Origin of the sequence: Luteimonas aestuarii (assembly GCF_004357985.1) — a bacterium.
Classification (GTDB): Bacteria; Pseudomonadota; Gammaproteobacteria; order Xanthomonadales; family Xanthomonadaceae; genus Luteimonas; species Luteimonas aestuarii.
The window spans coordinates 412,865-437,681 of the sequence record NZ_SMTF01000002.1; the positions used below are offsets into that span (position 1 = coordinate 412,865).

23 protein-coding genes are annotated in these 24,817 nt (G+C 68.9%); 5 read left to right on the plus strand and 18 right to left on the minus strand.

All coding sequences use genetic code 11. The annotated features are described in order from the left end of the window. Nucleotides 1–119: 119 nt before the first annotated feature. The 8 genes from E2F46_RS04420 to cysG all read right to left on the minus strand — a co-directional run bounded on the left by E2F46_RS04420 (nucleotide 120) and on the right by cysG (nucleotide 8,439). Nucleotides 120–1,304, minus strand: coding sequence for a sulfate/molybdate ABC transporter ATP-binding protein (locus tag E2F46_RS04420; RefSeq protein ID WP_243720296.1), 1,185 nt, complete (start codon nucleotides 1,302–1,304; stop codon nucleotides 120–122). A 17-nt stretch (nucleotides 1,305–1,321) separates the two neighbouring features. Continuing rightward, nucleotides 1,322–2,176, minus strand: coding sequence for a sulfate ABC transporter permease subunit CysW (gene cysW, locus E2F46_RS04425; RefSeq protein WP_133320859.1), 855 nt, complete (start codon nucleotides 2,174–2,176; stop codon nucleotides 1,322–1,324). After that, on the minus strand, nucleotides 2,166–3,029 hold the full coding sequence (cysT, locus tag E2F46_RS04430) for a sulfate ABC transporter permease subunit CysT (protein WP_133320860.1): 864 nt from the start codon (nucleotides 3,027–3,029) through the stop codon (nucleotides 2,166–2,168). The genes cysW and cysT overlap by 11 nt, the downstream gene beginning before the upstream one ends. 15 nt (nucleotides 3,030–3,044) lie before the next feature. Next, the gene (locus E2F46_RS04435) at nucleotides 3,045–4,046 is read right to left on the minus strand and encodes a sulfate ABC transporter substrate-binding protein (protein WP_133320861.1); all 1,002 of its coding nucleotides are present in this window, start codon (nucleotides 4,044–4,046) and stop codon (nucleotides 3,045–3,047) included. 24 nt (nucleotides 4,047–4,070) lie between these two features. Further along, nucleotides 4,071–5,552, minus strand: a complete 1,482-nt coding sequence (locus E2F46_RS04440; RefSeq protein WP_133320862.1) for an OprO/OprP family phosphate-selective porin — start codon at nucleotides 5,550–5,552, stop codon at nucleotides 4,071–4,073. Between the two features lie 76 nt (nucleotides 5,553–5,628). Then, entirely contained in the window at nucleotides 5,629–5,844 is a 216-nt protein-coding gene (locus E2F46_RS04445; protein ID WP_133320863.1) for a YezD family protein, read from the minus strand. Between the two features lie 20 nt (nucleotides 5,845–5,864). Next, nucleotides 5,865–6,842, minus strand: a complete 978-nt coding sequence (gene cysK, locus E2F46_RS04450; RefSeq protein ID WP_133320864.1) for a cysteine synthase A — start codon at nucleotides 6,840–6,842, stop codon at nucleotides 5,865–5,867. A gap of 148 nt (nucleotides 6,843–6,990) precedes the next feature. Then, nucleotides 6,991–8,439 (minus strand): siroheme synthase CysG, encoded by a 1,449-nt coding sequence (cysG, locus tag E2F46_RS04455; protein WP_133320865.1) that lies wholly within the window; start codon nucleotides 8,437–8,439, stop codon nucleotides 6,991–6,993. A gap of 226 nt (nucleotides 8,440–8,665) precedes the next feature. On the opposite strand from cysG, the gene E2F46_RS04460 reads away from it, so the two are divergent. Then, nucleotides 8,666–9,652 (plus strand): LysR family transcriptional regulator, encoded by a 987-nt coding sequence (locus tag E2F46_RS04460; protein ID WP_133320866.1) that lies wholly within the window; start codon nucleotides 8,666–8,668, stop codon nucleotides 9,650–9,652. Between the two features lie 12 nt (nucleotides 9,653–9,664). Here E2F46_RS04460 and E2F46_RS04465 read toward each other — a convergent pair whose 3' ends face one another. Genes E2F46_RS04465 through E2F46_RS04475 form a run of 3 tightly spaced genes read right to left on the minus strand, consistent with a single transcriptional unit; the run spans nucleotide 9,665 to nucleotide 13,961 of the window. Further along, entirely contained in the window at nucleotides 9,665–10,405 is a 741-nt protein-coding gene (locus tag E2F46_RS04465; protein WP_133320867.1) for a phosphoadenylyl-sulfate reductase, read from the minus strand. Further along, nucleotides 10,402–12,153 carry an assimilatory sulfite reductase (NADPH) hemoprotein subunit gene (gene cysI, locus E2F46_RS04470; RefSeq protein WP_133320868.1) on the minus strand — a complete coding sequence of 584 codons (1,752 nt, stop codon included), beginning with the start codon at nucleotides 12,151–12,153 and terminating at the stop codon, nucleotides 10,402–10,404. Before cysI ends, E2F46_RS04465 begins: the two co-directional genes overlap by 4 nt. Next, nucleotides 12,153–13,961, minus strand: coding sequence for an assimilatory sulfite reductase (NADPH) flavoprotein subunit (locus E2F46_RS04475; RefSeq protein ID WP_133320869.1), 1,809 nt, complete (start codon nucleotides 13,959–13,961; stop codon nucleotides 12,153–12,155). Before E2F46_RS04475 ends, cysI begins: the two co-directional genes overlap by 1 nt. Nucleotides 13,962–14,134: 173 nt before the next feature. Between E2F46_RS04475 and cysD the strand changes: the two genes are divergently transcribed. Both cysD and cysC read left to right on the plus strand, forming a co-directional pair. Beyond that, the gene (gene cysD, locus E2F46_RS04480) at nucleotides 14,135–15,058 is read left to right on the plus strand and encodes a sulfate adenylyltransferase subunit CysD (RefSeq protein WP_133320870.1); all 924 of its coding nucleotides are present in this window, start codon (nucleotides 14,135–14,137) and stop codon (nucleotides 15,056–15,058) included. Then, entirely contained in the window at nucleotides 15,058–16,899 is a 1,842-nt protein-coding gene (cysC, locus tag E2F46_RS04485; RefSeq protein ID WP_133320871.1) for an adenylyl-sulfate kinase, read from the plus strand. Before cysD ends, cysC begins: the two co-directional genes overlap by 1 nt. 356 nt (nucleotides 16,900–17,255) lie before the next feature. On the opposite strand, the gene E2F46_RS04490 is transcribed toward cysC, so the two are convergent. Both E2F46_RS04490 and E2F46_RS04495 read right to left on the minus strand, forming a co-directional pair. Further along, nucleotides 17,256–17,522, minus strand: coding sequence for a GlsB/YeaQ/YmgE family stress response membrane protein (locus tag E2F46_RS04490; protein WP_133320872.1), 267 nt, complete (start codon nucleotides 17,520–17,522; stop codon nucleotides 17,256–17,258). A 74-nt stretch (nucleotides 17,523–17,596) separates the two neighbouring features. Next, nucleotides 17,597–19,090: a M20 family metallopeptidase gene (locus tag E2F46_RS04495; RefSeq protein ID WP_133320873.1), complete on the minus strand. Its 1,494-nt coding sequence runs from the start codon at nucleotides 19,088–19,090 to the stop codon at nucleotides 17,597–17,599. Nucleotides 19,091–19,294: 204 nt separating this feature from the next. Between E2F46_RS04495 and E2F46_RS04500 the strand changes: the two genes are divergently transcribed. Together E2F46_RS04500 and E2F46_RS04505 are read left to right on the plus strand one after the other, a co-directional pair. Next, entirely contained in the window at nucleotides 19,295–19,630 is a 336-nt protein-coding gene (locus E2F46_RS04500; protein ID WP_133320874.1) for a ComEA family DNA-binding protein, read from the plus strand. Nucleotides 19,631–19,800: 170 nt separating this feature from the next. After that, nucleotides 19,801–20,448, plus strand: a complete 648-nt coding sequence (locus tag E2F46_RS04505) for a HutD/Ves family protein (protein ID WP_133320875.1) — start codon at nucleotides 19,801–19,803, stop codon at nucleotides 20,446–20,448. Between the two features lie 29 nt (nucleotides 20,449–20,477). Here E2F46_RS04505 and E2F46_RS04510 read toward each other — a convergent pair whose 3' ends face one another. The 5 genes from E2F46_RS04510 to sufC are packed head-to-tail and all read right to left on the minus strand — an operon-like array spanning nucleotide 20,478 to nucleotide 24,695. Then, nucleotides 20,478–20,810 (minus strand): non-heme iron oxygenase ferredoxin subunit, encoded by a 333-nt coding sequence (locus E2F46_RS04510; RefSeq protein ID WP_133320876.1) that lies wholly within the window; start codon nucleotides 20,808–20,810, stop codon nucleotides 20,478–20,480. After that, a complete protein-coding gene (locus tag E2F46_RS04515) occupies nucleotides 20,807–21,346 on the minus strand; it encodes a GNAT family N-acetyltransferase (protein WP_133320877.1) in 540 nt (179 codons plus the stop codon). Before E2F46_RS04515 ends, E2F46_RS04510 begins: the two co-directional genes overlap by 4 nt. Nucleotides 21,347–21,394: 48 nt before the next feature. Continuing rightward, nucleotides 21,395–22,675, minus strand: coding sequence for a cysteine desulfurase (locus tag E2F46_RS04520; RefSeq protein ID WP_133320878.1), 1,281 nt, complete (start codon nucleotides 22,673–22,675; stop codon nucleotides 21,395–21,397). After that, nucleotides 22,672–23,931, minus strand: coding sequence for a Fe-S cluster assembly protein SufD (gene sufD / locus E2F46_RS04525; RefSeq protein ID WP_133320879.1), 1,260 nt, complete (start codon nucleotides 23,929–23,931; stop codon nucleotides 22,672–22,674). Before sufD ends, E2F46_RS04520 begins: the two co-directional genes overlap by 4 nt. Further along, complete coding sequence (sufC, locus tag E2F46_RS04530) at nucleotides 23,931–24,695, minus strand: Fe-S cluster assembly ATPase SufC (RefSeq protein WP_133320880.1); 765 nt, start codon at nucleotides 24,693–24,695, stop codon at nucleotides 23,931–23,933. The genes sufD and sufC overlap by 1 nt, the downstream gene beginning before the upstream one ends. Between the last annotated feature and the right edge of the window lie 122 nt (nucleotides 24,696–24,817).

The following is a 24,817-nucleotide window of genomic DNA, read 5'->3' on the forward strand; positions in this document are numbered from 1 at the left end:
AGCGCGCCGTGGAGGCGTACGCGGACCGGGTACGCGCATGCCTGGTCCGCGTGAACAGCTCCGGCATGTGCAGGACTGGCGACGTCCGGGCAAGCCCGGGGATGGACTCGTTCAGCCCGTCAACAGCGGCCAGGATCATCGGAACGTGGGTAAAGCCGGTAGCGAAGCGGTTGGATCGCGACCCGGTCGCCCGGAGAGGGCACGGACACGGCCGGCGTCGCAACGACGTCGATCTCGAACACACGCGGTTGCAAGCGCAAGCGCAGTTCGAGCGTGATCCGTTCCGCAAGCCTGCGCACCGCGGCGACCTCCGCGTCCAGTCCCTGGCCGGCCGCGGCCAGCACCACGTCATGAGGGCGCACGTACAGCGTCGCCGGGCCGTCCGCAGCGTCATCGACGTCCAAGGTCGTGGACTGGCCTGCGGCGAGGAATCGCCCGTCGGACACGCGGCCCTCCAGCGCATTGGCACGACCGACGAAATCGAACACGTAGTCACTGGCCGGCTGGCCATACACCTCGTCCGGAGTGCCGACCTGTTCGATACGCCCCTGGCGCAGCACCACCACGCGGTCGGCGAGTTCCAGCGCTTCTTCCTGGTCGTGGGTCACGAACACCGTGGTCTGGCCGGTGCGGTCGTGCAGGTGGCGCAGCCAGCGCCGCAGGTCCACCCGCACCTTGGCGTCCAGCGCGCCGAAGGGTTCGTCCAGCAACAGCACCGTTGGGTCGATCGCCAGCGCTCGCGCCAGTGCGACACGCTGTTTCTGGCCGCCGGACAGCTGTTCCGGATAGCGCCCGCCGAGTTCCGGCAACTGGATCAGTGCGAGCAACTCCTCGACGCGGCGCTGGATGGCCGCGCGTCCAGGACGGCGGTTCCGCGGACGGCTGCGCAGCCCGAATGCGATGTTCTCGGCCACGGTCATGTGCCGGAACAGGGCGTACTGCTGGAACACGAAGCCGACGTTGCGCTCGCGCAGGCTGAGTGCGGTCGCGTCGATCTCACCGAAGCGCACCCGGCCCTCGTCGATGGGCAGCAGGCCCGCGATTGCGCGCAGCAGCGTGGTCTTGCCCGAGCCCGAAGGCCCCAGCAGCGCCACCAGTTCCCCGGGAGCGATGTCCAGGTCCACCCCGTCCAGCGCGGCGACACCCGGATAGCGCTTGCACACCTTCTCGATGCGCAGTGCGACGCCGGCCTTGCCGGCGGTGGCGGTGGCAGCGCCCTCGGCATCGATGCTTCCTGGGAGTGCGAGCACGCCAAACGCGGTTGCGGGCGTCATCACGAGGGGAGCGACAAGTGTGTCCGTCATCAGTGTGGTCCCGGTCTTCAGTGGCGGCGGTGCGAATGCGCCAGCCCGTCGGCATGGCGGGCCTCCAGCCAGAACTTCAGCACCAGGGTCACCAGCGCCAGCCCGGCCAGCAGCGACGCCACTGCGAACGCGGCCGTCGTGTTGAACTCGTTGTAGAGGATCTCGATGTGCAGCGGCAAGGTGTTGGTCAGGCCGCGGATATGCCCGGACACTACCGACACTGCACCGAACTCGCCCATCGCGCGCGCGCCGCACAGCAGCACGCCGTACAGCAGTCCCCACTTGATGTTGGGCAGAGTGACCCGGAAGAACATGGTCCAGGCATTGGCGCCCAACGAGCGCGCGACCACCTCTTCCTCGCTGCCCTGCTGCTGCATCAGCGGGATGAGTTCGCGCACCACGAACGGGAAGGTGATGAACAGCGTGGCCAGCACGATGCCGGGCCGGGCGAACAGGATCTTGATGTCGTAGGCGCGCAGGAGGTCGGCGAACCAGCCCTGCCGGCCGAACAGCAGTACCAGGCAAAGTCCCGCGACCACGGGCGAAACGGCGAACGGCAGGTCGATCAGCGCCAGCAGGCCGCGCTTGCCGCGGAATTCGAAGCGGGTGACCGCCCACGCAGTGAACAGGCCGAATACTGCGTTCACCGGAATGACGATGGCGGCGGTGAACAACGTCAGCTCCAGCGCGGCGAGCGCGTCGGGTTCGGACAGCGCCGCCCACCAGTTGGCGAAACCGCTGCCGAACGCGGCGGCGAGCACCATCGCCAGTGGCAGCACCACCAGCGCGAGCATCACCAGGATCGCCAGACCGATCAGAGCGCGCCGTACCCACGGCGGTTCCTGCAGGTGCGATGGGGACTCATGCGACATGCCGGGCCTCGCGTTCGTGGTGGAACAACAGCGGGATCAGGTTGATCGCCAGCAAGCAGACGAACGAGGCGGCGAGCAGCAGTGCCGCCAGCGCGATGGCACCGCCGTAGTCGTATTCCTCCAGGCGGATGGTGATCAGCAGCGGCGCGATCTCGGTGAGGTAGGGCTTGTTGCCGGCGATGAAGATCACCGACCCGTATTCGCCGAGACCGCGGGCGAAGGCGAGGGAAAACCCGGTCAGCATCGCCGGCAGCACTTCCGGCAGGATCACCCGCCGCAATGTGGTCCAGCGCGATGCGCCCAGCGACGCTGCCGCCTCCTCCTGCTCGTGGCCCAGCGTTTCCAGGATCGGCTGCATCGTGCGCACCGTGAACGGCAGGCCGATGAACGTCAGCGCGACCACGATGCCGGAGAAGTGGTAGGCCACCGGCAGCCCCAGTGGTTCCAGCCAGCGGCCGATCCAGCCGTTGGGCGCATAGATCGCGGTCAGCGCGATGCCGGCCACCGCGGTCGGCAGCGCGAACGGCAGGTCGACCAGCGCGTCGAGCAGGCGTCGCCCGGGAAAGCGGTAGCGCACCAGCACCCACGCCAGCAGCGCGCCGGCGAGCAGGGCCAGCAGGGCTGCGATCGAGGCGGCGCCGAAGCTGACTTTCAGCGCCGCCTGCATCCGCGGATCGTGCAGCGCACGAAGCCACGCCGCACCGCCCAGGCCGGCCGCGTTCAGCGTAAGTGCGGCCAGCGGCAGCAACACCACGATCCCGAGCCAGGCGAAGCCCAGTCCCAGGCTCAGGCCGAAGCCTGGCAGCGGGCGCCGCCAGCGAGAAAGGCGCGAGGGCAATGCGATCGCCGACATTCCCGATCCGTACCGTCAGCGCGGCTGGTAGATGCGGTCGAAGAACCCGCCATCGGAGAAATGCAGCTGTTGCGCCCGCTTCCAGCCGCCGAACGCGTCGTCGATGGTGACCATGACGAGCGGCTTGAATCGCGCGAGTTCGGCTGCAGACACGCTTTCGGGCCGCGACGGCCGGTAATGGTGCTTCGCCGCCAGCCGCTGGCCTTCGGGCGAATACAGATGCTGCAGGTAGGCGCGCGCCACCGCTTCGGTGCCGCGCCGGGTGACGTTGGCGTCTACCCAGGCCACGGGCGGCTCGGCCTTGATGCTGATGCTGGGATAGACGATCTCGAAGCGGTCGCGGATCGAGCGGTCGGACAGGGTCAGCAGGGCCTCGTTCTCCCACGCCAGCAGCACGTCGCCGATGCCGCGCTCGACGAAGGTGGTGGTGGAGCCGCGCGCGCCGGTATCGAGTACCGGGACGTTGGCGAACACCTGCTTCAGGTAGTCGAGCACGCGCGCGCCGCTGCGGTACTCGCGCGATGCCCATGCCCATGCGGCGAGGTAGTTCCAGCGCGCGCCGCCGGAGGTCTTGGGGTTCGGGGTGATCACGCCGACTCCGGGTCTTGCGAGGTCGCCCCAGTCGCGGATGCCCTTCGGGTTTCCGCGACGGACCAGGAACACGATCGTCGAGGTATAGGGCGAGCTGTTGTTGGGCAGGCGCGACTGCCAGTCTGCCGGCAGCAGCGTGCTGTTTTCGGCGATGGCGTCGATGTCACCCGACAGCGCCACGGTGACGACGTCCGCTTCCAGCCCGTCGATCACCGAGCGCGCCTGCTTGCCGGAGCCGCCGTGGGAGGCGCGGATCCTGACCGTGTCGCCGGTCTCGGCCCTCCACTTCGCGGCGAATGCGGCGTTGAACTCGGCGTAGAACTCGCGCGTCGGATCGTAGGAGACGTTGAGCAACTCGATGTCTTTCGCGAACGCGGATGCCGGCAACGCGAACGCCAGCAGCAGCGCGGTGAGGGTCTTTTTCATGTCGGTATCCCGTGGGGGTGGGGTTCAGAACGAGAACTGCGCGCGGGTGAAGAAGGTCTTCTCGTCCTCGCGGTCGTCCGCCGGCGCACCGCCGTCGAAGGCGGCGCGCGTGTAGTTGGCGACCAGCTTGAGGTTGCGGCTCAGGTACCAGTTCATGCCGAGGCTCCATGCGCTCGCCGCGGATGCCGATGCGGTGGGGTCGGCGAACACCGGGAAGGCGTCATCGTCGACGTCGAGCCGCCCGTAGCGCGCGACCACTTCGAACGCGCCCCAGCCTGCACCACCGATGGTAAAAGACTGGTTAGGCGTGACGCCGCGGTAGCTGGCCGCCTCGCCGGTCAGCACCCAGCTGCCGACGAGCTGCCAGGCGCGGTGGTCCAGCGACGCCCGTGTCCCGCTGGAGCCGTCTACCACGTCCTGTTTCGAACGGATGTATTCGCCGAGCAGGCCGAACGGCCCGGCATACCAGTACGCCTGCGGCGACCAGCGGATGTGTCGGCCTTCGGCGGCCACGGCGGCGCGGTGGTTGAAGAAGACCACCTGTCCTGGCGTGCGGTAGCGCGGCAGGAAGCTGTTGCCGGCACCATGCTTGTCGCCGGCACTGCCGGCGATGCCGAAGCCGAGCCCCGACAGCACGCCGTCGCCACCCTTCCATGGCTCGACGAACACCCTGCCGGCGAATTCGAAGTCGTTATCCGGATTGCCGGTCGGACTGTCGCGCCCGTCCGGTGCGCCGTTGTAGATGCCGAGCACGTAGCCGAGCTTCGACCCGGCCAGTGCCCCCTGCAGCTGCACGCCGAGGTCGCGGTTGGGGGCCAGCTCGGTCGGGAAGCCGCGCTCGACCAGCGCGATCGCGCCGCCGCTCTGCAGTCGCTCCAGTCCGACCGGTCCTTTGACCTTGCCTACGCGGACGGTTGCGGCGGGATGGAATCTGAGGTCGATATAGGCGTCGACGATGCTGGCGCTGTCGCCGGCGAACTCCGGGGTGAGGCGAAACGCGACCAGCTCGCCCCAGTTGCCTTCCAGCGTCGGCCGGATGCGACGCCAGAGGAAGCTGTCGTTCTGGGAGCGTTCGCCGTCGTCGATGAAGTTTCGGTGGTCGGCCTGTACCAGAGCACCGAGTTTCAGCTGGATGCCGCCATCAGCGCTGCGGATCGACGCGCCCTTGTCGGCGGCCAGCGTGATCACGGGCGCTGCCTTCGGCTCGGGTGGTGCCGCGGATCCCGCGGCAGGGGCTTGCCGGTCCCGTTCGTCCAGGCCGAGTTCGACCGCGCGCAGGCGGCGGTCTAGTTCGACGAGGCCCGGCGTCGCCGCTTCGCCGGGGGCGATCCCGAGGCGCTGTTCGACGATGCGCAGGCGCTCGGCCAGCGCTTCCTGTGTGAGGGAATCGATGGCCTGCGCGGCGGCCGTGCCGGACAGCGTCGCGAGGGTCAGCGCGAGCGCGAGCGCGGAACGCCGCGCCTGCGCTTGGAGCGGTCTTCGGGATGACGGGGGGAGCAGCCGCATGGCGTTTCCTCGAAGTGCGGGGAAGCGCCTCCGGTCGTCCGGTCGGCACCGCGGGTGGGAGAGGTGGCCGGACGCGTCATGGCGCGTTGTCCAGCCGGACTTTCTGGCTGCGGGTGATCTGCACGATCCGTGAGGAATGCACCACCACCTCGACCTGGCCGTAGGCGATGCCGCGCAGCGCTTCGAGGACGGCACGTTCTGCCTCGCTGGGTGGCGGGGACGGCGCCGGCGGCGGTGCATCTGCCTCGTTCGGCAGGAGGGCGACGACCGTGTTGACGGGTGGCTGGCCCATGGGCGTCTCCTGCGTGCAGGTCAGGCCGCGTCGCGCTGCGCGTCCAGCGAGGCCAGCCACTCGTCGTCCGAACCTTCGTTCACGCCCTCGAACAGGAACGTCGACAGGTAGCGCTCGCCGGTATCGGGCAGGGTGGTCAGGATCACGCTGCCTTCGGGCGCCTGTTCGGCGACCTGCAATGCGACGGCGACCGTCGCGCCGGCCGACAGGCCGACGAACAGGCCTTCCTCGGCCGCCAGCCGGCGTGCGGTGGTACGCGCGGTCTCGTCGTCGATCGGGTGCACGGCCTCGAACACGCTGCGGTCCAGCACGCCGGGCACGAAGTCCGGGGTCCAGCCCTGGATCTTGTGCGGCGACCAGTCCTTGCCCTGCAGCAGCGAGGCGACCGCGGGCTCGGCGGTGACGATGCGCACCTCGGGGCGCGCCACCTTCAGCACCTGGCCGACGCCGGTGAGGGTGCCACCGGTACCCCAGCCGCTGACGAAGTAGTCCAGCCGCCTGCCGGCGAAGTCGCGCAGGATCTCGGCGGCGGTGGTCTGCCGGTGGTAGGCGGGATTGGCGGGATTGTCGAACTGCTGCGCCAGGAACCAGCCGTGCTCCTCGGACAGTTCCTTCGCCTTGCGCACCATGCCGGTGCCGCGTTCGGCGGCGGGCGTCAGGATCACCTTGGCGCCGTAGGCGCGCATCAGCTTGCGGCGCTCGACCGAGAAGGTTTCGGTCATCACCGCGACGAACTTGTAGCCGCGTGCGGCGGCCACCTGTGCCAGCGCCACGCCGGTGTTGCCGCTGGTGGCTTCGACGATGGTGTCGCCGGGCTTCAGCAACCCCTTGGCCTCGGCATCAAGCACGATGGCGATCGCCAAGCGGTCCTTGACCGAGCCACCGGGATTGAAGAACTCCGCCTTGGCGTACAGCGTGACGTGCTTTGGCGGCAGCCGGTGCAGCTTGACCACGGGCGTGTTGCCGATGGTGTCGAGGATGTTGTCGTAAAGGGCCATGGATGCCTCCGTATTGGCGTTGCGCTCCTCCCCTTGCTCGCGCAGCGAGTAGGGGGAGGTTGGGAGGGGGTCGAGGGGCGCAGCGCCGAGCTGGCCGAAAGCACCCCGCCCCAACCCTCCCCCTCGCGACGCGAAAGGGAGGGCGTGTTCATGCTGCTTGTGAAAGCGTTGCGTTGTGACAGTTCAATGGCCTCGCGCCGAACCAGTGCAGCGAGCGTGCCAGTCCGGCCACTTCGCCGAGGATGAGCAGCGCGGGCGAGCACACGGCGTGCAGGCGCGCGGTGTCTGGCAGGTCGGCGAGCGTGCCGATGACCACGCGTTGCGTCGCGCGCGTTCCGTTTTCGACCAGTGCGAACGGCGTTGTGGGCGCGCGGCCATGCGCCAGCAGCCGTTCGCGCAGGGTGTCGAGCATCGCCACGCCCATGTACACCGCCAACGTCTGTCGTCCCTGCGCCAACGCCGGCCAGTCCAGCGTGTCCAGCGAATCCTTCGCGTGTGCCGTGACCAGCCGCAGCGATTGCGCATGGTCGCGATGCGTCAGCGGGATGCCGGCGTAGGCGGCGCAGGCGGTGGCGGCGGTGATGCCGGGCACCACTTCGTAACCGATGCCCGCCGCGCGCAAGACTTCGAGTTCCTCGCCGCCACGGCCGAACACGAACGGGTCGCCACCCTTGAGCCGCACCACGCGCTTGCCTGCGCGCGCATGTTCGACCAGCAGCGCATTGATCTTGTCCTGCGCAGTGCTGCGTCCGTTGGCCTGCTTGCCGACTTCGATGCGCTCGGCGTCGCGGCGCGCGAGCTGCAGCACGTCGTCGCTGACCAGGCGGTCGTGCAGGACCACGTCCGCCTCGTTGAGCACGCGCAGTGCACGCAATGTCAGCAGGCCGGGATCGCCCGGGCCTGCGCCCACGAGCGCAACGCTGCCCGCCGCGGCGTGGGGTGAATCGGGCGCGAGCACCGCATCGAAATGGCGCTCCGCTTCGATGTGCCGTCGCCGACGCAGCAGCGATGGGAGTGGGCCTGACAGCAGGGTTTCGAACGCACGACGGCGCGCGGCGGCATCGGGCCAGCGTGCCCGGATGCGATGGCGGTGGCGGGTGAGGAAGGTGGCCAGTGCGCCGACGGATTCGTCGAGGCTGGTTTCGATGCGTTCGCGCAGCAGGCGCGCCAGCATCGGCGCGCCGCCGCCGCTCGAGATCGCCACTTGCACCGGACCGCGTTCGATCCGCGCCGGCAGGTGTACGCGCGCCAGCGCCATGTCGTCGACCACGTTGACCCAGACGCGTCGCCTTTCGCCCGCTTCGGCCACGGCGCGATTGACGTCGGCATCGTCGGTAGCGGCGATCGCCAGCCAGGCGTCGTCCAGCCAGTCCGGCGTGAACGCGCCGGCACGGTGTTCGATGCGACCCTGTGCCGCCCAACCGGCCAAGGTGGCGTCGAGCACGGGCGCGCCGACCACGATCCGCGCCCCCGTGCCCAACAGCGCTTCCACCTTGCGCGTCGCCACCACGCCACCACCGACCACGAGTACGGTGCGGTCGCGCAGGTCGGCGAACAGCGGAAACAGGCGATGCGCGGGTGCTGCGTCGACGGACATCGTCACGGCCAAAAAAGAAGTGGCCACGACAGTAGCGTTCGCCCCTCGTGGCACGGAAATGGCGACGCTTCCTGCGGACATGCCGATTCGGCATAAGCGCGGAACACAGTAGGCGGATCGGTGCGTGGACACCCGCCGGGTGGACGACTAGCATCCGGTGACATCCCTTCATCCGCATGGAGCGACGCGCGGTTGCACCTGCAACCGTCGCGTTCCCGGCACCGCCATGACCCTCACCCAGCTGCGCTACCTCGTCGCCATCGCCGATTCCGGGCTGAACATCACGCTCGCGGCGGAGCGTGTGCACGCGACCCAGCCGGGGTTGTCGAAGCAGCTCAAGCAACTGGAGGACGAGCTGGGCTTCCAGCTGTTCGTGCGCAAGGGCCGCAGCCTGGAAGGCGTGGCGCCGGCGGGCGAGCGCGTGATCGAGCACGCGCGCCGGATCCTCGAGGAAGCCGCCAACATCCGCCGCTATGCCGCCAACGAGCGCGGCGAACACGCGGGCCGCCTGCTGCTGGCGACCACCCACACGCAGGCGCGCTATGTGCTGCCGTCCGTGATCGCCGCAGTCAAGCGCGATTTCCCGCAGGTCAACGTGGACCTGCAGGCGGCAGGCGATGCCGAAGTGCTGCAGGCGCTGGCGCAGGACGGTGCCGACCTGGCCCTGATCAGCACCGCAGGCAGCGTGCCTTCGGGAGGTTTGGCCGTACCGCTGTACCGCTGGCGTCGCGTGCTGCTGGTGTTGGCATCGCATCCGCTGGCGGCTGCGGGACGCGCGCCTTCGCTGGCAGAGCTGGCCCGGCATCCGCTGATCAGCTACGAGTCGTCGATGCGCGCGGATTCATCGCTTCGGCGTGCCTTCGCCGCCGAGGGCGTGGAACCACTGGTGGCGATGACCGCGCGCGATGCCAACCTGATCAAGACCTATGTCCGCGCCGGCATGGGTGCGGGCCTGCTGGCCGAAATGGCGTTGGGGGTGCGCGAGGACGACGGCCTCCGCATCCTCGAGGCACCCGCGCAGATCCCGGAATGCATCACCTGGGCGGTGGTGCCGCGCGGCCGCGTGCTGCGCGACTACGCGCTGGCGCTGCTGCAGGGCATCGCCCCGCAGATCGACCGGCGCGACCTGCGCCGCATCCTCGAGGGCAACCTCGAGGCCGACTGGCCGACACCGCCCACCTGGCGCGAACTGAGCCAGCCGATCACGGTGTGACCGTCCCGCGGCTCATGCCGCCACGCCGGTCTCGTCGTCGACATGCAGGCCGCATTCGCGCTTGAGCCCGAAGAAGCGGGTGTCTTCCGCGCGCATGCCTTCGGTGAGCGGCGACGTGGTGTGCACGTCGCCGATCGACACGTAACCCTGGTCCCACAGCGGGTGGTAGGGCAGGTCGTGGCGCTGCAGGTAGTCCCACACGTCGCGATCGGTCCAGTCCGCGATCGGGTGCAGCTTCCAGCGGCCGTCGCGCAACTCGAGGAAATCGATGCCGGCACGCGTGCCCGACTGGTCGCGGCGCAGCCCGGCGATCCAGGTGCGCACGTCCAGTTCCTTCAATGCGCGCCGCATCGGTTCGACCTTGCGCAGGTTGTTGTAGCGCTCGATGCCGACGAGCCCCTGCTCCCACAGCCGGCCATGTCGCGCTTCCATCCAGGCGCGGCTGACATTGGGCCGGTAGACGCGCAGGTCCAGGCCCAGGCGTGCCTGCAATTCATCGGCGAAGCGGTATGTCTCCGGGAACAGGTAGCCGGTATCGACCAGGATCACCGGGATGTCGGGCTTGCGCTGCGTGACCAGGTGCAACGAGACGGCGGCCTGCGCGCCGAAACTCGACGACAGCGCGTGGTTGCCGGCGGTATTGGCCAGCGCCCATTCGATGCGTTCCCCGGCGCTGCGCCGTGCCAGCCAACGGTTGAGTTCGGCCAGCGCGGGCGCGGATTCGGCGGCGGTGATGGGGTCGGGCGGCGTCATGCGGATGCCTCGATGAGCAGCGTGTCGGTGGGAATGCCGCGCCTGCGATCGCGATCGGGGATGTCGACGATGCCATCGCGCAGCAGGAAATCTCCGAAACCTTCGTTGCCGTCGCGCGACGCGGCATAGCGCGCGAACAAGGGGTCGAGTGCGCCGAGGATGGTGGCTTCGTCGATGTTCTCGCGATACAGCGTGTTGAGCCGCTGGCCACGATGGTCGGCACCCAGCATCAGGTTGTAGCGGCCGGGCGCCTTGCCGACCAGTGCGATCTCGCCCAGGTAGGGCCGCGAGCAGCCGTTGGGACAACCGCTGAGACGCAGGTGGATCGGTGCATCGGCAATGCCGTGGCGTGCAAGCAGCGCTTCGACCTTGCCTGTGAACTCGGGCAGATAGCGTTCTGCCTCGGCCATTGCCAGGCCGCAGGTCGGCAGCGCGACACAAGCCAGTGCATTGCGTCGCAACGGCGACGCCGCGCGCCAGCCGTCGAGGCCGTGCTCGGCCGCCAGCGCATCCACGCGTGCGCGCAGCGCGGACGGTACGCGCGCGACCACCAGGTTCTGGTTCGGCGTCATCCGGAACTCGGCGCCGTCGCCCTCCGCATCCAGCAGCGCGGCAATCGCGCGCAGGCCGGAGAGATGCCGCACGGCCCCGCCACGGCCATCCAGTGCGCCATCGACGATCCGCCCGGCGGGAATGCGCAGCGTCAGGTGCGCGCGGCCGTCGTCGCCATCCACCCAGCCGAAGCGGTCGCCGTTGTGGTCGAATGCGAACGGACGCGCCGGCGACAGCGGGAAGCCCGCGCGACGTTCGACTTCGGCGACGAACCACTCCAGCCCGCGGTCGTCGATGGTGTACTTCAGCCGGGCGCGCTTGCGCACGGCGCGGTTGCCGAAGTCGCGTTGCGCGGTGACCACGGCCTCGGACACGGCGATCACCTGTCCGGGCGCGACGAAGCCGATGACGTTCGCCAGCCGCGGATAGGTCTCCGGGTCGCCATGGCTCGCGCCCATGCCGCCACCGATGGCGACGTTGTAGCCGGCCAACTTGCCGCCCGCGTCTGCGATGGCGATGAAGCCCAGGTCCTGTGCGAAGACATCGACGTCGTTGCCTGGCGGGATGGCGAAACCGATCTTGAACTTGCGCGGCAGGTAGCGCTCACCGTAGATCGGCTCGACTTCCTCGCCACCACCGGCAACGCGTTCCTCGTCCAGCCAGATCTCGTAGTAGGCGCGGGTGTTGGGCAGCAGGTGTTCGGACAGCGCGGCCGCCTGTGCATGCACGCCGGCATGCAGGCGTGAAACGTGCGGATTGGCGGCCACGGCGACGTTGCGGTTGACGTCGCCGCAGGCGGCCAGCGTGTCCACCAGCGCGGCGTTGATGGCCTGCATCGTCGCCTTGAGTTCAGTCTTGATCACGCCGTGGAACTGGAAGGCCTGGCGCGTGGTGATGCGCAGCCCGCGTTCGGCGAAGCGGCGGGCGATGGCGTCGAACTGCAGCCATTGCGCGGGTGAGACCACGCCGCCCGGCGTGCGCGTGCGGATCATGAAGCTGTGCGCCGGCTCGAGTTTCGCCAGCCGCCGCGTTTCGCGCACGTCGCGGTCGTCCTGCTGGTAGCTGCCGTGGTACTTGATCAGCGTCTGGTCGTCCTCGCGCAGCGCGCCGGTGACCGGATCCGCGAGGCTCTGCAGCAAGGTGCCGCGCAGGCGGGCGCTCTGCGCCTTGATGTCTTCGACCGAATGCGTGGCCATCAGTACAGGTCCCGCGCGTAGCGGCCTTCGCGCTGCAGCGCATCGAGGCGTTCGACGGCCGCTTCGCGCCCCCCGGATTGCAAGGCCACCACGTCCAGCAAGGCGTCATGCACGCCCTTGCCCATCGCCAGCGCGCCGCAGACGTAGACGTGGGCGCCGTTCTCGATCCACTCGAGCAAGTCGCGTGCGCGCTCCCGGATGCGATGCTGCACATGGACCTTCGCTGCGCCATCCCGCGAGAAGGCGAGGTCGATGCGATCCAGCGCGCCGGACTTCAGGGCGCGCTGCCACTCCAGCTGGTACAGGAAGTCGCTACGGAAGCGGGGATTGCCGAAGAACAGCCACTGGCGACCATCGGCGCCGCTGGCCTCGCGTTCCTGCACGAATCCACGGAACGGGGCGACCCCGGTGCCGGGCCCGATCATGATGATGTCGCGCGAGGCATCGGCCGGCAGCCGGAAGCGTTCGTTGGGCTCGATGTAGACCGGCAAGGTGTCGTCATGCCCGGCCTTCGCCAACTGGTGCGAGGCCACGCCGAAGCGCGCGGCGCCATTGCGCTCGAATGCGACATGGGCGACGGCGAGGTGCGCTTCGTCCCCGACCACGCGCTGGCTGGATGCGATCGAGTACAGGCGTGGCTGCAAGGGGCGCAGTGCCGCGACCAGGGACGCGGCATCCCAGTCCGCCGGTGCCGACTGCAGCACATCGATGACCTGGCGGGCTTCCGCCCAGGCGGCGAATGCCGTGCCGTCCTGCTCCGCGAGCAGCGCTTTCAGTTCTGCATCGCCGCTGCGCTCGGCGTGCGCGGCAACGAACGGGCGCGCCAGCCTGGTCAGTTCACGCTTGCCTGACAGCCAGTCGCGCAGCGGGCGCTCCTCGCCGCCATGTGCCACGAGTGCATCGCCCTGGAGCCTGCTTGCGGTAAGGATGTCGTCGACGAGGGTGTCGTCGTTGCGCGGCCACAGACCCAGCGCGTCTCCGGGTTCGTAATGCAGGCCGGACCCTTCCAGCGACAGCTCGACATGGCGGATGTCCTTGCCGGACGCGCCGCGCCCGGCCGCCAGGGTGATGCGCTGGTTGGCGAGGACGGCCGCGGAGAACGGCTGGTCGCGATCGTGGCGGGTGCCCTGCGTGGCGGTGGGACGCAGTGGCGTCACCGTCGCCAGCGGCTTCAGCGATTCCTTCGCCGCCGCCAGCGCGCGTTCGCGCCAGGGTGTGGCAACGATCTCGATGTCGAGGTCGGCATCCCCGCGCGCGGTAAGGCGTGTCGCGCCGAGTTCGGCCAGGCGCTCGTCGAGCTTGCGGCCCACCGCGCAGAACAAGGGATAGCTGGAATCGCCGAGCGCGAGCACGGCGTAGTGCAGCTGCTCGAGCTTCGGCGCGCGCGGTCCGAGGATGAAATCGTGCAACTCGCGGGCATCGTCGGACGGGTCGCCATCGCCCTGGGTGCTGAGGACCAGGACGAGGTGGCGTTCTCCCTTCAGTTCGCGAACCGGATAGGCATCGGCACGCAGTATCCGCACGGGCAAGCCGGCCGCTTCGGCATCCGCGGCCAGCCGTTCGGCAGCGCGCCTGGCGTTGCCGGTCTGGCTGCCGTAGACGATGGTCAGCCGGCCTGCCGTCGCCGCATCGAGGCGCGGAGCAACGGCAGGCGCCGGCTGTTGGGGCGCGGACCTTGCCGCGAGGCCCGCTGCATAACCCGAGAGCCACCACAGGCCCGCGGTGTCGAGTTCACCGGTCAGGCGGGCCAGCGCATCGACGGCGTGCTCGGGGATCGGCAAGGCAGGCAGTGCGGCAGGCGGTGGCATCGCGTGAATGCGGTCCGTGGGATGACGCGGCCAGACTAGGCAGCGCGGGCGCGCGATGGAAAGGAGCGTCGGTTATGCGGTCATGCCGTGGAGTGATTTATTCCCCGGGCTGCCCCGCTGGCTAGAATGCGGGCAGTCGCGGCGCCTGCCGCAGCCGGACCCTGCCGTAGACGATGAACCCGCAAGCCCCCGCCATCCGCCGACATGACGACCTGGACCGGCTGGAGGCGGAAAGCCTGCACATCCTGCGTGAAGCGGTGGCCGAGAGCCGGCGCCCGGTGCTGCTGTACTCGATCGGCAAGGACAGCTCGGTATTGCTGCACCTGTTGCTCAAGGCGTTTTCGCCGGCATTGCCGCCGGTGCCGCTCCTGCACGTGGATACCACCTGGAAGTTCCGCGAGATGATCGCGTTCCGCGATCGCCGCGCGGCCGAGACCGGTATCGAGCTGCGCGTGCACACCAACCCCGATGGCGTACGCGACGGCGTCGGCCCGTTCAGCCATGGCGCCAGCGTGCACACCGAGGTGATGAAGACGCTTGCCCTGAAGCAGGCGCTTGAATCCGGCGGCTACGACGCCGCGATCGGGGGGGCGCGGCGCGACGAGGAAAAGTCCCGCGCCAAGGAGCGCGTGTTCTCGTTCCGCGATGCCAGCCACCGCTGGGATCCGCGGCGGCAGCGCCCGGAGCTGTGGAACCTCTACAACGGCCGTGTCGGCCAGGGCGAAAGCGTGCGCGTGTTCCCGCTGTCCAACTGGACCGAGCTGGACGTGTGGCGGTACATCCGCCGCGAGGGCATCGACGTCGTGCCGCTGTATTTTGCCGCCCAGCGCCCGGTGGTGTGGCGCAATGGCACCTGGATCATGGCCGATGACGATCGGTTCGAAGTATTGCCGGGCGAGCGCATCGAGCACCGCCGCGTACGCTTCCGGACACTGGGCTGCTATCCGCTGACCGGCGCAGTCGAATCCGACGCCGTGGATCTGGATGCCGTCATCGCGGAGATGGAGGCCAGCGCGCTCTCCGAACGCGCCGGCCGCCTGATCGACCACGCCGATGGCGATTCGATGGAGAAGAAGAAGCGCGAGGGGTACTTCTGATGGCGAGTGGTGCGAGCAACGGCTTCCTGCGCCTGATCGCCTGCGGCAGCGTCGACGACGGCAAGAGCACCCTGATCGGCCGCCTGTTGCACGAGGCCGGGCGCATCCCGGACGACGAGCGGGCGGCGCTGGCGCGCGCCAGCGCGACCCATGGCACGCGTGGGGATGACATCGACTACGCGCTGCTGCTCGATGGCCTGGACGCCGAGCGTGAGCAGGGCATCACCATCGACGTCGCGTGGCGGCATCTCGACACGCCGCAGCGCCGCTACCTCATCGCCGATTGCCCCGGCCACGTGCAGTACACCCGCAACATGGCGACCGGCGCATCGGTCGCGGATGCGGCGATCCTGCTGGTGGACGCCACCCGAGGCCTGTTGCCGCAGACTTTCCGACACACCGCCATCCTGTCGCTGTTCGGCGTGCGCCACGTGCTGCTTGCGGTGAACAAGATGGATCGCGTCGGCCACGACCGGGCCGTCTTCGAACGCATCGCTTCGGACTATCGCGCGCACGCGGCCAGGCTGGGGCTGGATGACGTGGCCTGCATCCCGGTATCGGCTGCGCAGGGCGACAACGTGGTGGCGCGCGCCAGCACGATGCCCTGGTACGACGGGCCGGATGTGTTGGACCACCTGTCCTCGATCCCGCTGTCCACGGCAGCGCCGGACGAGCGCTTCCGCATGCCGGTGCAAAGCGTGCTGCGCGATACGGAAGGTGGGCGTTGGCTGGCGGGCACATTGGCCACGGGGCGCGTGCATGCCGGCGATACCGTCCGCGTCGAGCCCGGTGGCGCGGTGACCACGGTCGCCGCCTTGCTGGTCGCCGGCGCCGAAGCACCGCAAGCCGGGGCGGGCGATGCCGTTGCCCTGCGCCTGGGCGATGACGTCGATGCCGCACGTGGCGACATCCTGTCGGCGGCGGATGCGCCGCTGCCGGCCAGCGACCAGTTCGTCGCCGACGTGCTGTGGTTCGACGAGGCGCCGCTGCTGCCCGGGCGGCGCTACCAGGTCAAGCTGGCGACCCGCAGCGTCGGTGCGCGCGTCGGCGAACTCCGGCATCGGCATGATCCTGAAAGCCTGCAGCCGCTGGCGGCGAAACAGCTGGACACCAACGACATCGGCCAGGTCGCGCTGTCGCTGGATGCACCGGTCGCTTATGCGCCCTACGCCGACAGCCCAGCGCTTGGCGGTTTCCTGCTGGTCGATCCGCTGACCCGCGCCACCGTCGGTGCCGGCATGATCCGCCATGGCCTGCGCCGTGCCGACAACCTCCACTGGCAGGCGCTGGACGTGGATCGCGCCGCGCGCGCCGCGATCAAGGGGCAGCGTCCCCGCTGCGTGTGGTTCACCGGGTTGTCGGGTGCGGGCAAGTCCACCATCGCCAACCTGGTCGAGCGTGAACTGCTGGCGCGCGGCTGCCACACCTACCTGCTCGATGGCGACAACGTGCGCCATGGCCTCAACCGCGACCTCGGCTTCACCGATGCGGACCGCGTTGAAAACCTGCGTCGCGTCGCCGAGGTGGCGAAGCTGATGACCGATGCCGGCCTCGTCGTGCTGGTGAGTTTCATCTCGCCGTTCCGCGCCGAACGCGCGGCGGCCCGCGCGCTGTTCGCGGACGGCGACTTCGTCGAGGTGTTCGTGGATACGCCGCTGGCCGAAGCCGAGCGCCGTGACGTCAAGGGTCTTTACGCGAAGGCACGACGGGGTGACCTGCCGAACTTCACCGGCATCGATTCACCCTATGAGCCGCCGGAGCATGCGGACCTGGTGCTGGACACATTGGCCGATTCCCCGGCAGGGCTGGCGCGTCGCGTGGTGGAACGCTTGCTCGATTGAGGGCGTGGATGCGGATGCGCCGGCAGGACGCTGGTCGTTTGTGATCCGCCGTGAAGCGAACGGCGAAGCCGCTCGAAAAGCAGCCAGCGGAATACCCTCCGACCAGGGCCAACCGGTTTCGACAGAATGCATCGGGGGGACATCCGCGTCCTGTCGAACCACGGCTGGTGTCGCGACACGCTCTCCTCCGGATCTTCGGACAGTGCCATTGCGCAACGTAGGTCCGGGGGCTCGACAAACCGTCAGTCCGGCGGGCCCGGGGACCCGGCACCCTTCCACGCTCCTCCCGCATCAGCAGTAGCGCTACGAAAAAGGGCCGGGCATCACTGCCCGGCCCTCGGATCATGCACGCAGGGTCACCGCTTCTTGCGGAGCATGCCGACGATGAGCAGGATCACGATGGCGCCCAGCGTGGACGCGATGAAGCCTGCCGCCTGGCCTTCCGCATACCAGCCCGTGGCCTGCCCGACGAACCCGGCAAGGAGTGCGCCTCCAATGCCCAGCAGAATGGTGAGGATGATGCCCATGCTGTCCTTGCCCGGCTTGAGCAGGCGCGCAAGCACGCCGACGACCAGGCCGATCAGGATGATGTAGAGCCAGTTGCTGCTGCCGAACAATTCCATGCTGCCCCCTCGGGTTGGTTGAACGCGCGCAGCTTGGCAGGACCGGCGCGTGCGCGCCAGCCCCAGCCAAGGCATCAACAGCAGCCGTGGTCGCCGTGGCGCTGGCCGCTGTCGGCGGCGACCGCCGAACCGGTGGTTTCGCCGCGCTGGCTGGCATGGTGGTGTTCGGCGATCACCCGCGCCACCGAGGCCGTCACCTTCTTGCCCATGGCGATGTGCAGGAACTCGTTCGGTCCGTGCGCATTCGAGTGCGGGCCGAGTACGCCGGTGATCATGAACTGCGCGCCGGGGAACTTCTCGCCCAGCATGCCCATGAACGGGATCGAGCCGCCTTCGCCCATGTACATCGCCGGCTTGCCGAAGAACTCGTGGCTGGCCGCATCGATCGCCTGTTCCAGCCATGGCGACATCGCCGGTGCGTTCCAGCCGGTGGCGGCCTTCTCCAGCGCCAGCGTCACCTTGGCACCGTTCGGCGGGTCGCGCAGCAGTTCGGCCTGCAGCAGTTCGCCGGCGCGCTTGCCGTCCACGGTCGGGGGCAAGCGCAATGACAGCTTGACCGCGGTGCGCGGGCGCAGCACGTTGCCGGCCGAATCCAGCGTCGGCACGCCGCCGACGCCCGTGACCGAGAGCGCCGGGCGCCAGGTGCGGTTGAGCACCAATTCGGTCAGGTCGTCATGCATCGGCGACAGGCCCGGCACCAGCGGGAACTTGTCGTAGACCGCCGTGCCCAGCACCTCCGCGGCGCGGCGTGCCTGCGTGCTGCGCTCGGCCGGGATCCGGGCATGCAGGCCATCGACCAGGATGCGTCCGGTGGCCTCGTCCTCGATCCGCGACAGCAGTTGCCGCAGCAGGCGGAAACTCGAAGGCACCACGCCCGAGGCGTCGCCCGAGTGCACGCCTTCTTCCAGCACCTGCACGTCGAGGTTGCCGCCAGTCAGGCCGCGCAGCGAGGTGGTGCACCAGAGCTGGTCGTAGTTGCCGCAGCCCGAATCCAGGCATACCACCAGCGACGGCTTGCCGATGCGGTCGGCGAGGTGGTCGACATACGCGGGCAGGTCGTAGCTGCCGGACTCCTCGCAGGCCTCGATCAGCACCACGCAGCGCGCATGCGGCACCTGCTGGTCCTGCAGCGCGAGGATCGCGGCCAGCGAACCGTAGATCGCGTAGCCGTCGTCCGCACCGCCGCGGCCGTAGAGCTTGCCGTCGCGCAGCACCGGTTTCCACGGGCCCAGGTCGTCGTCCCAGCCGGTCATCTCCGGCTGCTTGTCGAGGTGGCCGTAGAGCAGCACGCAGTCGTCGTTGCTGCCGCCATGCGCGGCCGGGATGTCGATCAGGATCAGTGGCGTGCGACCTTCCAGACGAACCACTTCCACCTGCATGCCCGGGATCGATTGCGCGCGGGCCCAACCCTCCATCAGCTTGACCGCATCGTCCATGTAGCCGTGGGCGGCCCAGTCGGCATCGAACATCGGCGACTTGTTCGGGATGCGGATGTACTCGACGAGCTGCGGGACGATCTCGTCCTCCCACTTGGCGTCCACGTAGCGGTCGATGCGGCTGGCGTCCATTGGTTGGCTCCCTTCGGTAACGAGGCTGATTTTAGCGCGGGGGATGCAAGGGTAGGGCTTTTCCTACACGGCGCCGGGGGATTCCCCGGCATCGCAATGGCGTCTCCGGCGATACGCTGTGTCCATGGCATTCCCGAGACTGGGTCCACCGGCACCGCAGGAGCGACGCCGGGCCAGGAATCCCAACCAAGGAAGGAGAACGCCATGCACAAGTTCAGGACGCTGTTCGCCACGCTGCTGTTCGCCCTGCTGTTCGCGGGCAGTGCCGTCGCGACCGAGAAGGTCGACATCAATACCGCCGATGCCGCAACGCTGGCACGGGTGCTCGTCAACGTGGGGCCGGCGAAGGCGGAGGCCATCGTCGAGTACCGCCAGGCCAACGGCCCGTTCCGCAGCGCGGAGCAGCTGGCGCAGGTGTCGGGCATCGGGCTGAAGACGGTCGAGAAGAACCATGACCGCATCGTCGTCGGCGCCGCGCCGGCGCGTAGCAACACCCCCGCGGCAGCGCAGGCTTCGGCCCGCAACGCGCCGCAGCGCTAGATCCGGTCGCTGCCGGGCTCGCAAGGAGGCGAACCGTCAGTCGAGGAGCAGGACGCTCCACGGACCCAGCAGGGATGCTGTTACAGGGATGTTCCGCCGCCCGCATCGCACAGGACGTGCGGTCGGGCGGCTTCTGTTTGTCTTGCGAACGCGGGCGCTACACTGCCTCGATGACCATGGCGCGCCCGCAGTCCCTGCTTATCCCCGCCAACGAGTACCGGCGCGTGCGCTGGAAGAACGGCGCGGGCTGGACGCGCGAGATCTGCGCCTGCCGGATGGATGGCCGGGAGGGCATCGACGCGACGGCGTGGGATTTTCGGCTGTCGATCGCCGAAATCGAAGCCGACGCGCCGTTTTCCTCGTTCCCCGGTATCGATCGCGAGCTGGTGCTGCTGAGCGGGAACGGGCTGTCGTTGCAGTTCGACGATGGCGACGCCGTGACCTTGCTGCCGCCACACGACCGCGCCCGGTTCGCCGGGGAGCGTGGGGTGGCGGGGCGACTTGTCGACGGTCGCACCGAGGATTTCAACCTGATGTGGCGACGCGAGGCGGTGCAAGCCACGCTGTGGCATCGCCCGCTGGTGGGCGCAATGGTGGTCTTCGTCGACGCGGGGGACTGCTGGGCCGTGCACCTGGTGGGGGGGCAGGCCCGGATCGATGGCGAACGATTCAGCGCTGCGCTTGAGCAGGGCGATACCGCATTGCTGCAGGCCGAAGCCGGGCGCACGCGCCATGTCATCGAGGGCGGCGGTGAATTGCTGCTGGTGCGGATCCAGCCATCTGCGCTGGACGATGCGGCGAATCCCTCGTTCGGCTGATCGGCGGTGTGCGGATGGCCGCGCAGCGTTCAGTCCCGATCGTCCCGTGCCCAGACGCCGTCGCCCTCCCGCTTGACCGCGAACTTCGCCACCGGCGTATAGGCCGGCGCGCACAGGGCACGCCCGTCGCGCACATCGAACTTCGCGCCGTGCAGTACGCATTCCACCGTCCCGCTTGCCGCGTCGAAGCCGCCCGCGGACAGCTCGAATTCCTCGTGGCTGCACATGTCCTCGAGGGCATGCAGGTCGCCATCGAGGTTGAAGACCACGATGCCGGCCCCGGTGACCTCGTCGAACGCCGTCTTCATTTCGCCCGGCAGCAACTCTGCGCTGGCACAGATGTAGGTCCAGGTGTCGATCATGGGATGTCTCCTTCCAGTCGCTTCTCCAGTACCTCGAAGCGCAGGTCGTCGCGCAGCGGGATGCCGTAGCGCTCGTCGCCATAGGGAAATGGCTTGAACAGGCCGGTGCGCCGATAGCCGCGACGCTCGTAGAACGCGATCAGCGTGTCGCGGAGGTCGATCACGGTCATGCGCATCGCCGGAAGTCGCCACTCCTCGCGCACGATGCGTTCGCATTCGGCCAGCAGCCGCTTGCCGAGCCCTGTGCCCTGCAGGCCGGGCTGGACCGAAAACATGCCGAAGTAGCCGGCCCCGTCTTCCGCGGCGATATGCGCGCAGGCCAGCAGCGCGTGGTCGCGTTCGGCCAGCACGATGCGGCTGCGTGGCCGCTCGATGTCATGGCGCAGCACGTCGGGGTCGATGCGGTTTCCGTCGAGGAGATCGGCTTCCGTGGTCCAACCCGCGCGACTGGCTTCGCCGCGATAGGCGGACGTGACCAGGGCGACCAGGGCCGGGATGTCGGCGACGCTGGCGTCGCGGAAGCGGGACTCGTCCATGCGCCCATTGTAGGGCGGGCCCAGGCCCGCCGCTAAGCGGTCGCCCGTCTAACCCAGCAGTCTGCGGACCTTCTTCAGCGCCACGATGAAATGCTCGACCTCTTCGTGCGTGTTGTAGAACGCGAACGAGGCGCGCACGGTCGCTGCCACGCCGTACCACTGCAACAGCGGATGCGCGCAATGCTGGCCCGAACGCACGGCCACGCCCTCAAGGTCCAGCAGGGTGGCCAGGTCGTGCGCATGCGCGCCATCCACCAGGAACGACACCACCGCAGCCTTCTCCGGCGCGCGGCCGAAGATGCGCAGGCCTTCGATCCTGTCGAGCTCCTCGGTGGCATGCGCCAGCAGTTCTGCTTCGCGTACTTCGACTGCACCCATGCCCAGCGTGGCGAGGTAATCGACCGCCGCGCCCAGCCCGACGAAGCCGGCGATGTTCGGCGTGCCGGCTTCGAAGCGGTGCGGCGGGTCGTTGAACACGGTGCCGTCGAAGCTGACTTCCTTGATCATCTCGCCACCGCCGATGAACGGTGGCATCGCCTGCAGGTGCTCGCGCCGCGCCCACAGCGCGCCGGTGCCGGTGGGACCGCACATCTTGTGGCCGGTGAAGGCGTAGAAGTCGCACCCGAGGCCAGCCACGTCCACCGCGCGGTGCGGCACCGCCTGCGAGCCGTCGACCACGGTGACGATGCCGCGCCTGCGTGCCTCGCGGCAGATCTCGCGCACCGGGTTGACCGTGCCCAGCACATTGGAGGTATGGGTGATCGCCAGCAGCCTCACGTCGCCGGTCATCGCGGCGCGCAGTGCGTCCAGGTCGAGCGTGCCGTCCTCGCGGATCTCGGCGACACGGATCGTCGCGCCGGTGCGTGCGGCGACGAGTTGCCAGGGCACGATGTTGGCGTGGTGCTCCATCCGCGAGACGAGGATGGCATCACCGGCCTTCAGCCGCGGCAGCGCCCACGAGTACGCGACCAGGTTGATGGCGAAGGTGGTGCCGCTGCATAGCACCAGCTCGTCGCTGCGCACGTTGAGGAAACCGGCCAGCTTTCGTCGCGCGGCTTCGTAGGACTCTGTGGCCTCTGTGCCCAGCGCATGCACGGCGCGGCTGACGTTGGCATTGTGGCGACGATAGAAGTCGTCGACGGCGTCGATCACGGCGGCCGGCTTCTGCCCAGTATTGGCGCTGTCCAGGTACACAAGCGGCTTGCCATGCACCTCGCGCTGCAGCAACGGGAAGTCGGCGCGGACGAGGGTCCAGTCGGCGCCGCCAGCCCCTTCCCCCGGATGCGGGGGAAGGATGGGGTGGGGGTTCGCGACGTGCGACGTATTCATGCCGTGATCGTTTCCAGCGCGGCATCGACGCGGGCCAGCAGCGCCTCGCGGACGCCGTCGTCATCGATGGCCGACAGCGGCTCGCGGCAGAACGCGGCAGTCAGCAGCTGCGTCGCCTCGGCCGCGGCCAACCCGCGCGAGCGCAGGTAGAACAGGGCGTGCGGGTCGAGCTGGCCGACGGTGGCGCCATGCGCGGCCTGTACTTCGTCGGCATGGATCTCCAGCACCGGTTGGGTATCGATCTCGGCTTCGGCCGACAACAGCAGGTTCTTGTTCGCCAGCATCGCGCTGGTGCCGTCGGCGCCTTCGCGGATCAGGATGCCACCGTGGAAGACCGCGCGGCCACGACCGCTGCCCAGGCCGCGCCAGGTGAGCTCGCAGGCGGTGTCGCGGGCGACGTGGTCGATGCCAAGCCGGGTCTCGACATGGCGGCGGCCGTCGGCCAGGAGCACGCCGTTGGCATGCAGCCGTGCGTTGTCGCCTTCCAGGCGCACGTTGAGCTCGTGGCGCGACAACGCGCTGCCGAGCTCCAGGTCGATGCGCTGGTAACTTGAGTCGCGCGCCAGCACCGCGTCGGTTCGCAGGAACTGCGTGGCGCGTGCGCTGTCGGACTGCACGCGCACGTGCGACAGGCGGGCGCGCTGCGCGAGATGCACGTGGGTCAGGACATTGGCGAAGTGCGCATGCGCAGCGGCGGCGAGGTGGTGCTCGACCACGGACAGCGATGCGTCCGCATGCAACTCGATCAGGTTGCGCAGGTGCCAGGCACGATCGACCGGATCCTCCGCACCGATGAAGACCATGTGTAGCGGCTGGTCGCCACGTGCGCCGGCTTCGGCGCGCAGCAGGACGCCTTCGCTGGCGAGCGCGGCGTTGAGGCGGGCGAAGGTTTCATCGCTGCGCTCGAAGCGACGCTGCAGGAAGCGTGCGCTTTCGCCGCCTTCCGCCAAGGCTTCCGAAAGCCGCTGGACGCTGATGCCGGTCGGCAGGTTCGCGAACTGCGACAGAGCGTCGGCGTAGCGGCCGTTGACGAAGACCAGCCTTGGCGCGGGAATGTCGGCCAGCAGCGCGGCATCGACGTCGGGCGTCTCGCCCACCGCGGCAAACGTGCGCCGCTCCAGCTGGCGCAGCGAGGTGTACCTCCAGGCTTCGGTACGCGGGCCGGGCAGGCCATCGCGCAGCACCTCGTCCAGCAATGCGCGGCGCGGGGCATCGCCGCTGAACGCGGTCGAGAGGGAGTCGAGCAGGGCGCTCATCAGGCGGTAGCCTCCGGCGCCACGCGATCCTTCAGCCAGGCATAACCGTGCTGTTCCAGTTCCAGCGCCAGCTCCGGCCCGCCGCTCTCGACGATGCGGCCCTCGGCCAGTACATGCACCACGTCGGGCTTGATGTGCTCCAGCAGGCGCTGGTAGTGGGTGATCACGACGAAGGCGCGATCGGGCGAGCGCAGCGCATTGACGCCGTCGGCAACGGTCTTCAGTGCATCGATGTCCAGGCCGCTGTCGGTCTCGTCGAGGATCGCCAGTTTCGGTTCCAGTACTGCGAGCTGGAAGATTTCGTTGCGCTTCTTCTCGCCGCCGCTGAAGCCCTCGTTGACGCCGCGGTGCAGCAACTCGTCCTTCAGGTGCAGCACGGCCAGCTTCTCGCGCACCAGCTTGAGGAATTGCATCGAATCCAGTTCTTCCTGGCCGCGCGCCTTGCGCTGTGCGTTGAGCGCCGCGCGCAGGAAATAGGTGTTGTTCACGCCGGGGATTTCCACCGGGTACTGGAAGGCGAGGAACAGGCCCGCGGCCGCGCGCTCCTCGGGCTCGAGGTCAAGCAGCGGCTTGCCCTCGAACGCGACCGATCCTTCGGTGACTTCGTAGCCTTCGCGCCCGGCCAGGATGTTGCCCAGCGTGGACTTGCCGGCGCCGTTGGGCCCCATGATGGCGTGTACCTCGCCCGGCTTCACGTCCAGCGTGAGGCCCTTGAGGATCTGCTTGCCGGCGACGCTGGCGTGGAGGTTGTCGATCTTGAGCATGTTGATTGTCCGTTTCGTTGATCTGCTCCCTCCCCCATTGCGGGGGAGGGCAGGTGTGGGGCCTGTCACGTAAAGCTGCCCCCATCCGCCCTGCGGGCACCTTCCCCGCGCGCGGGGGAAGG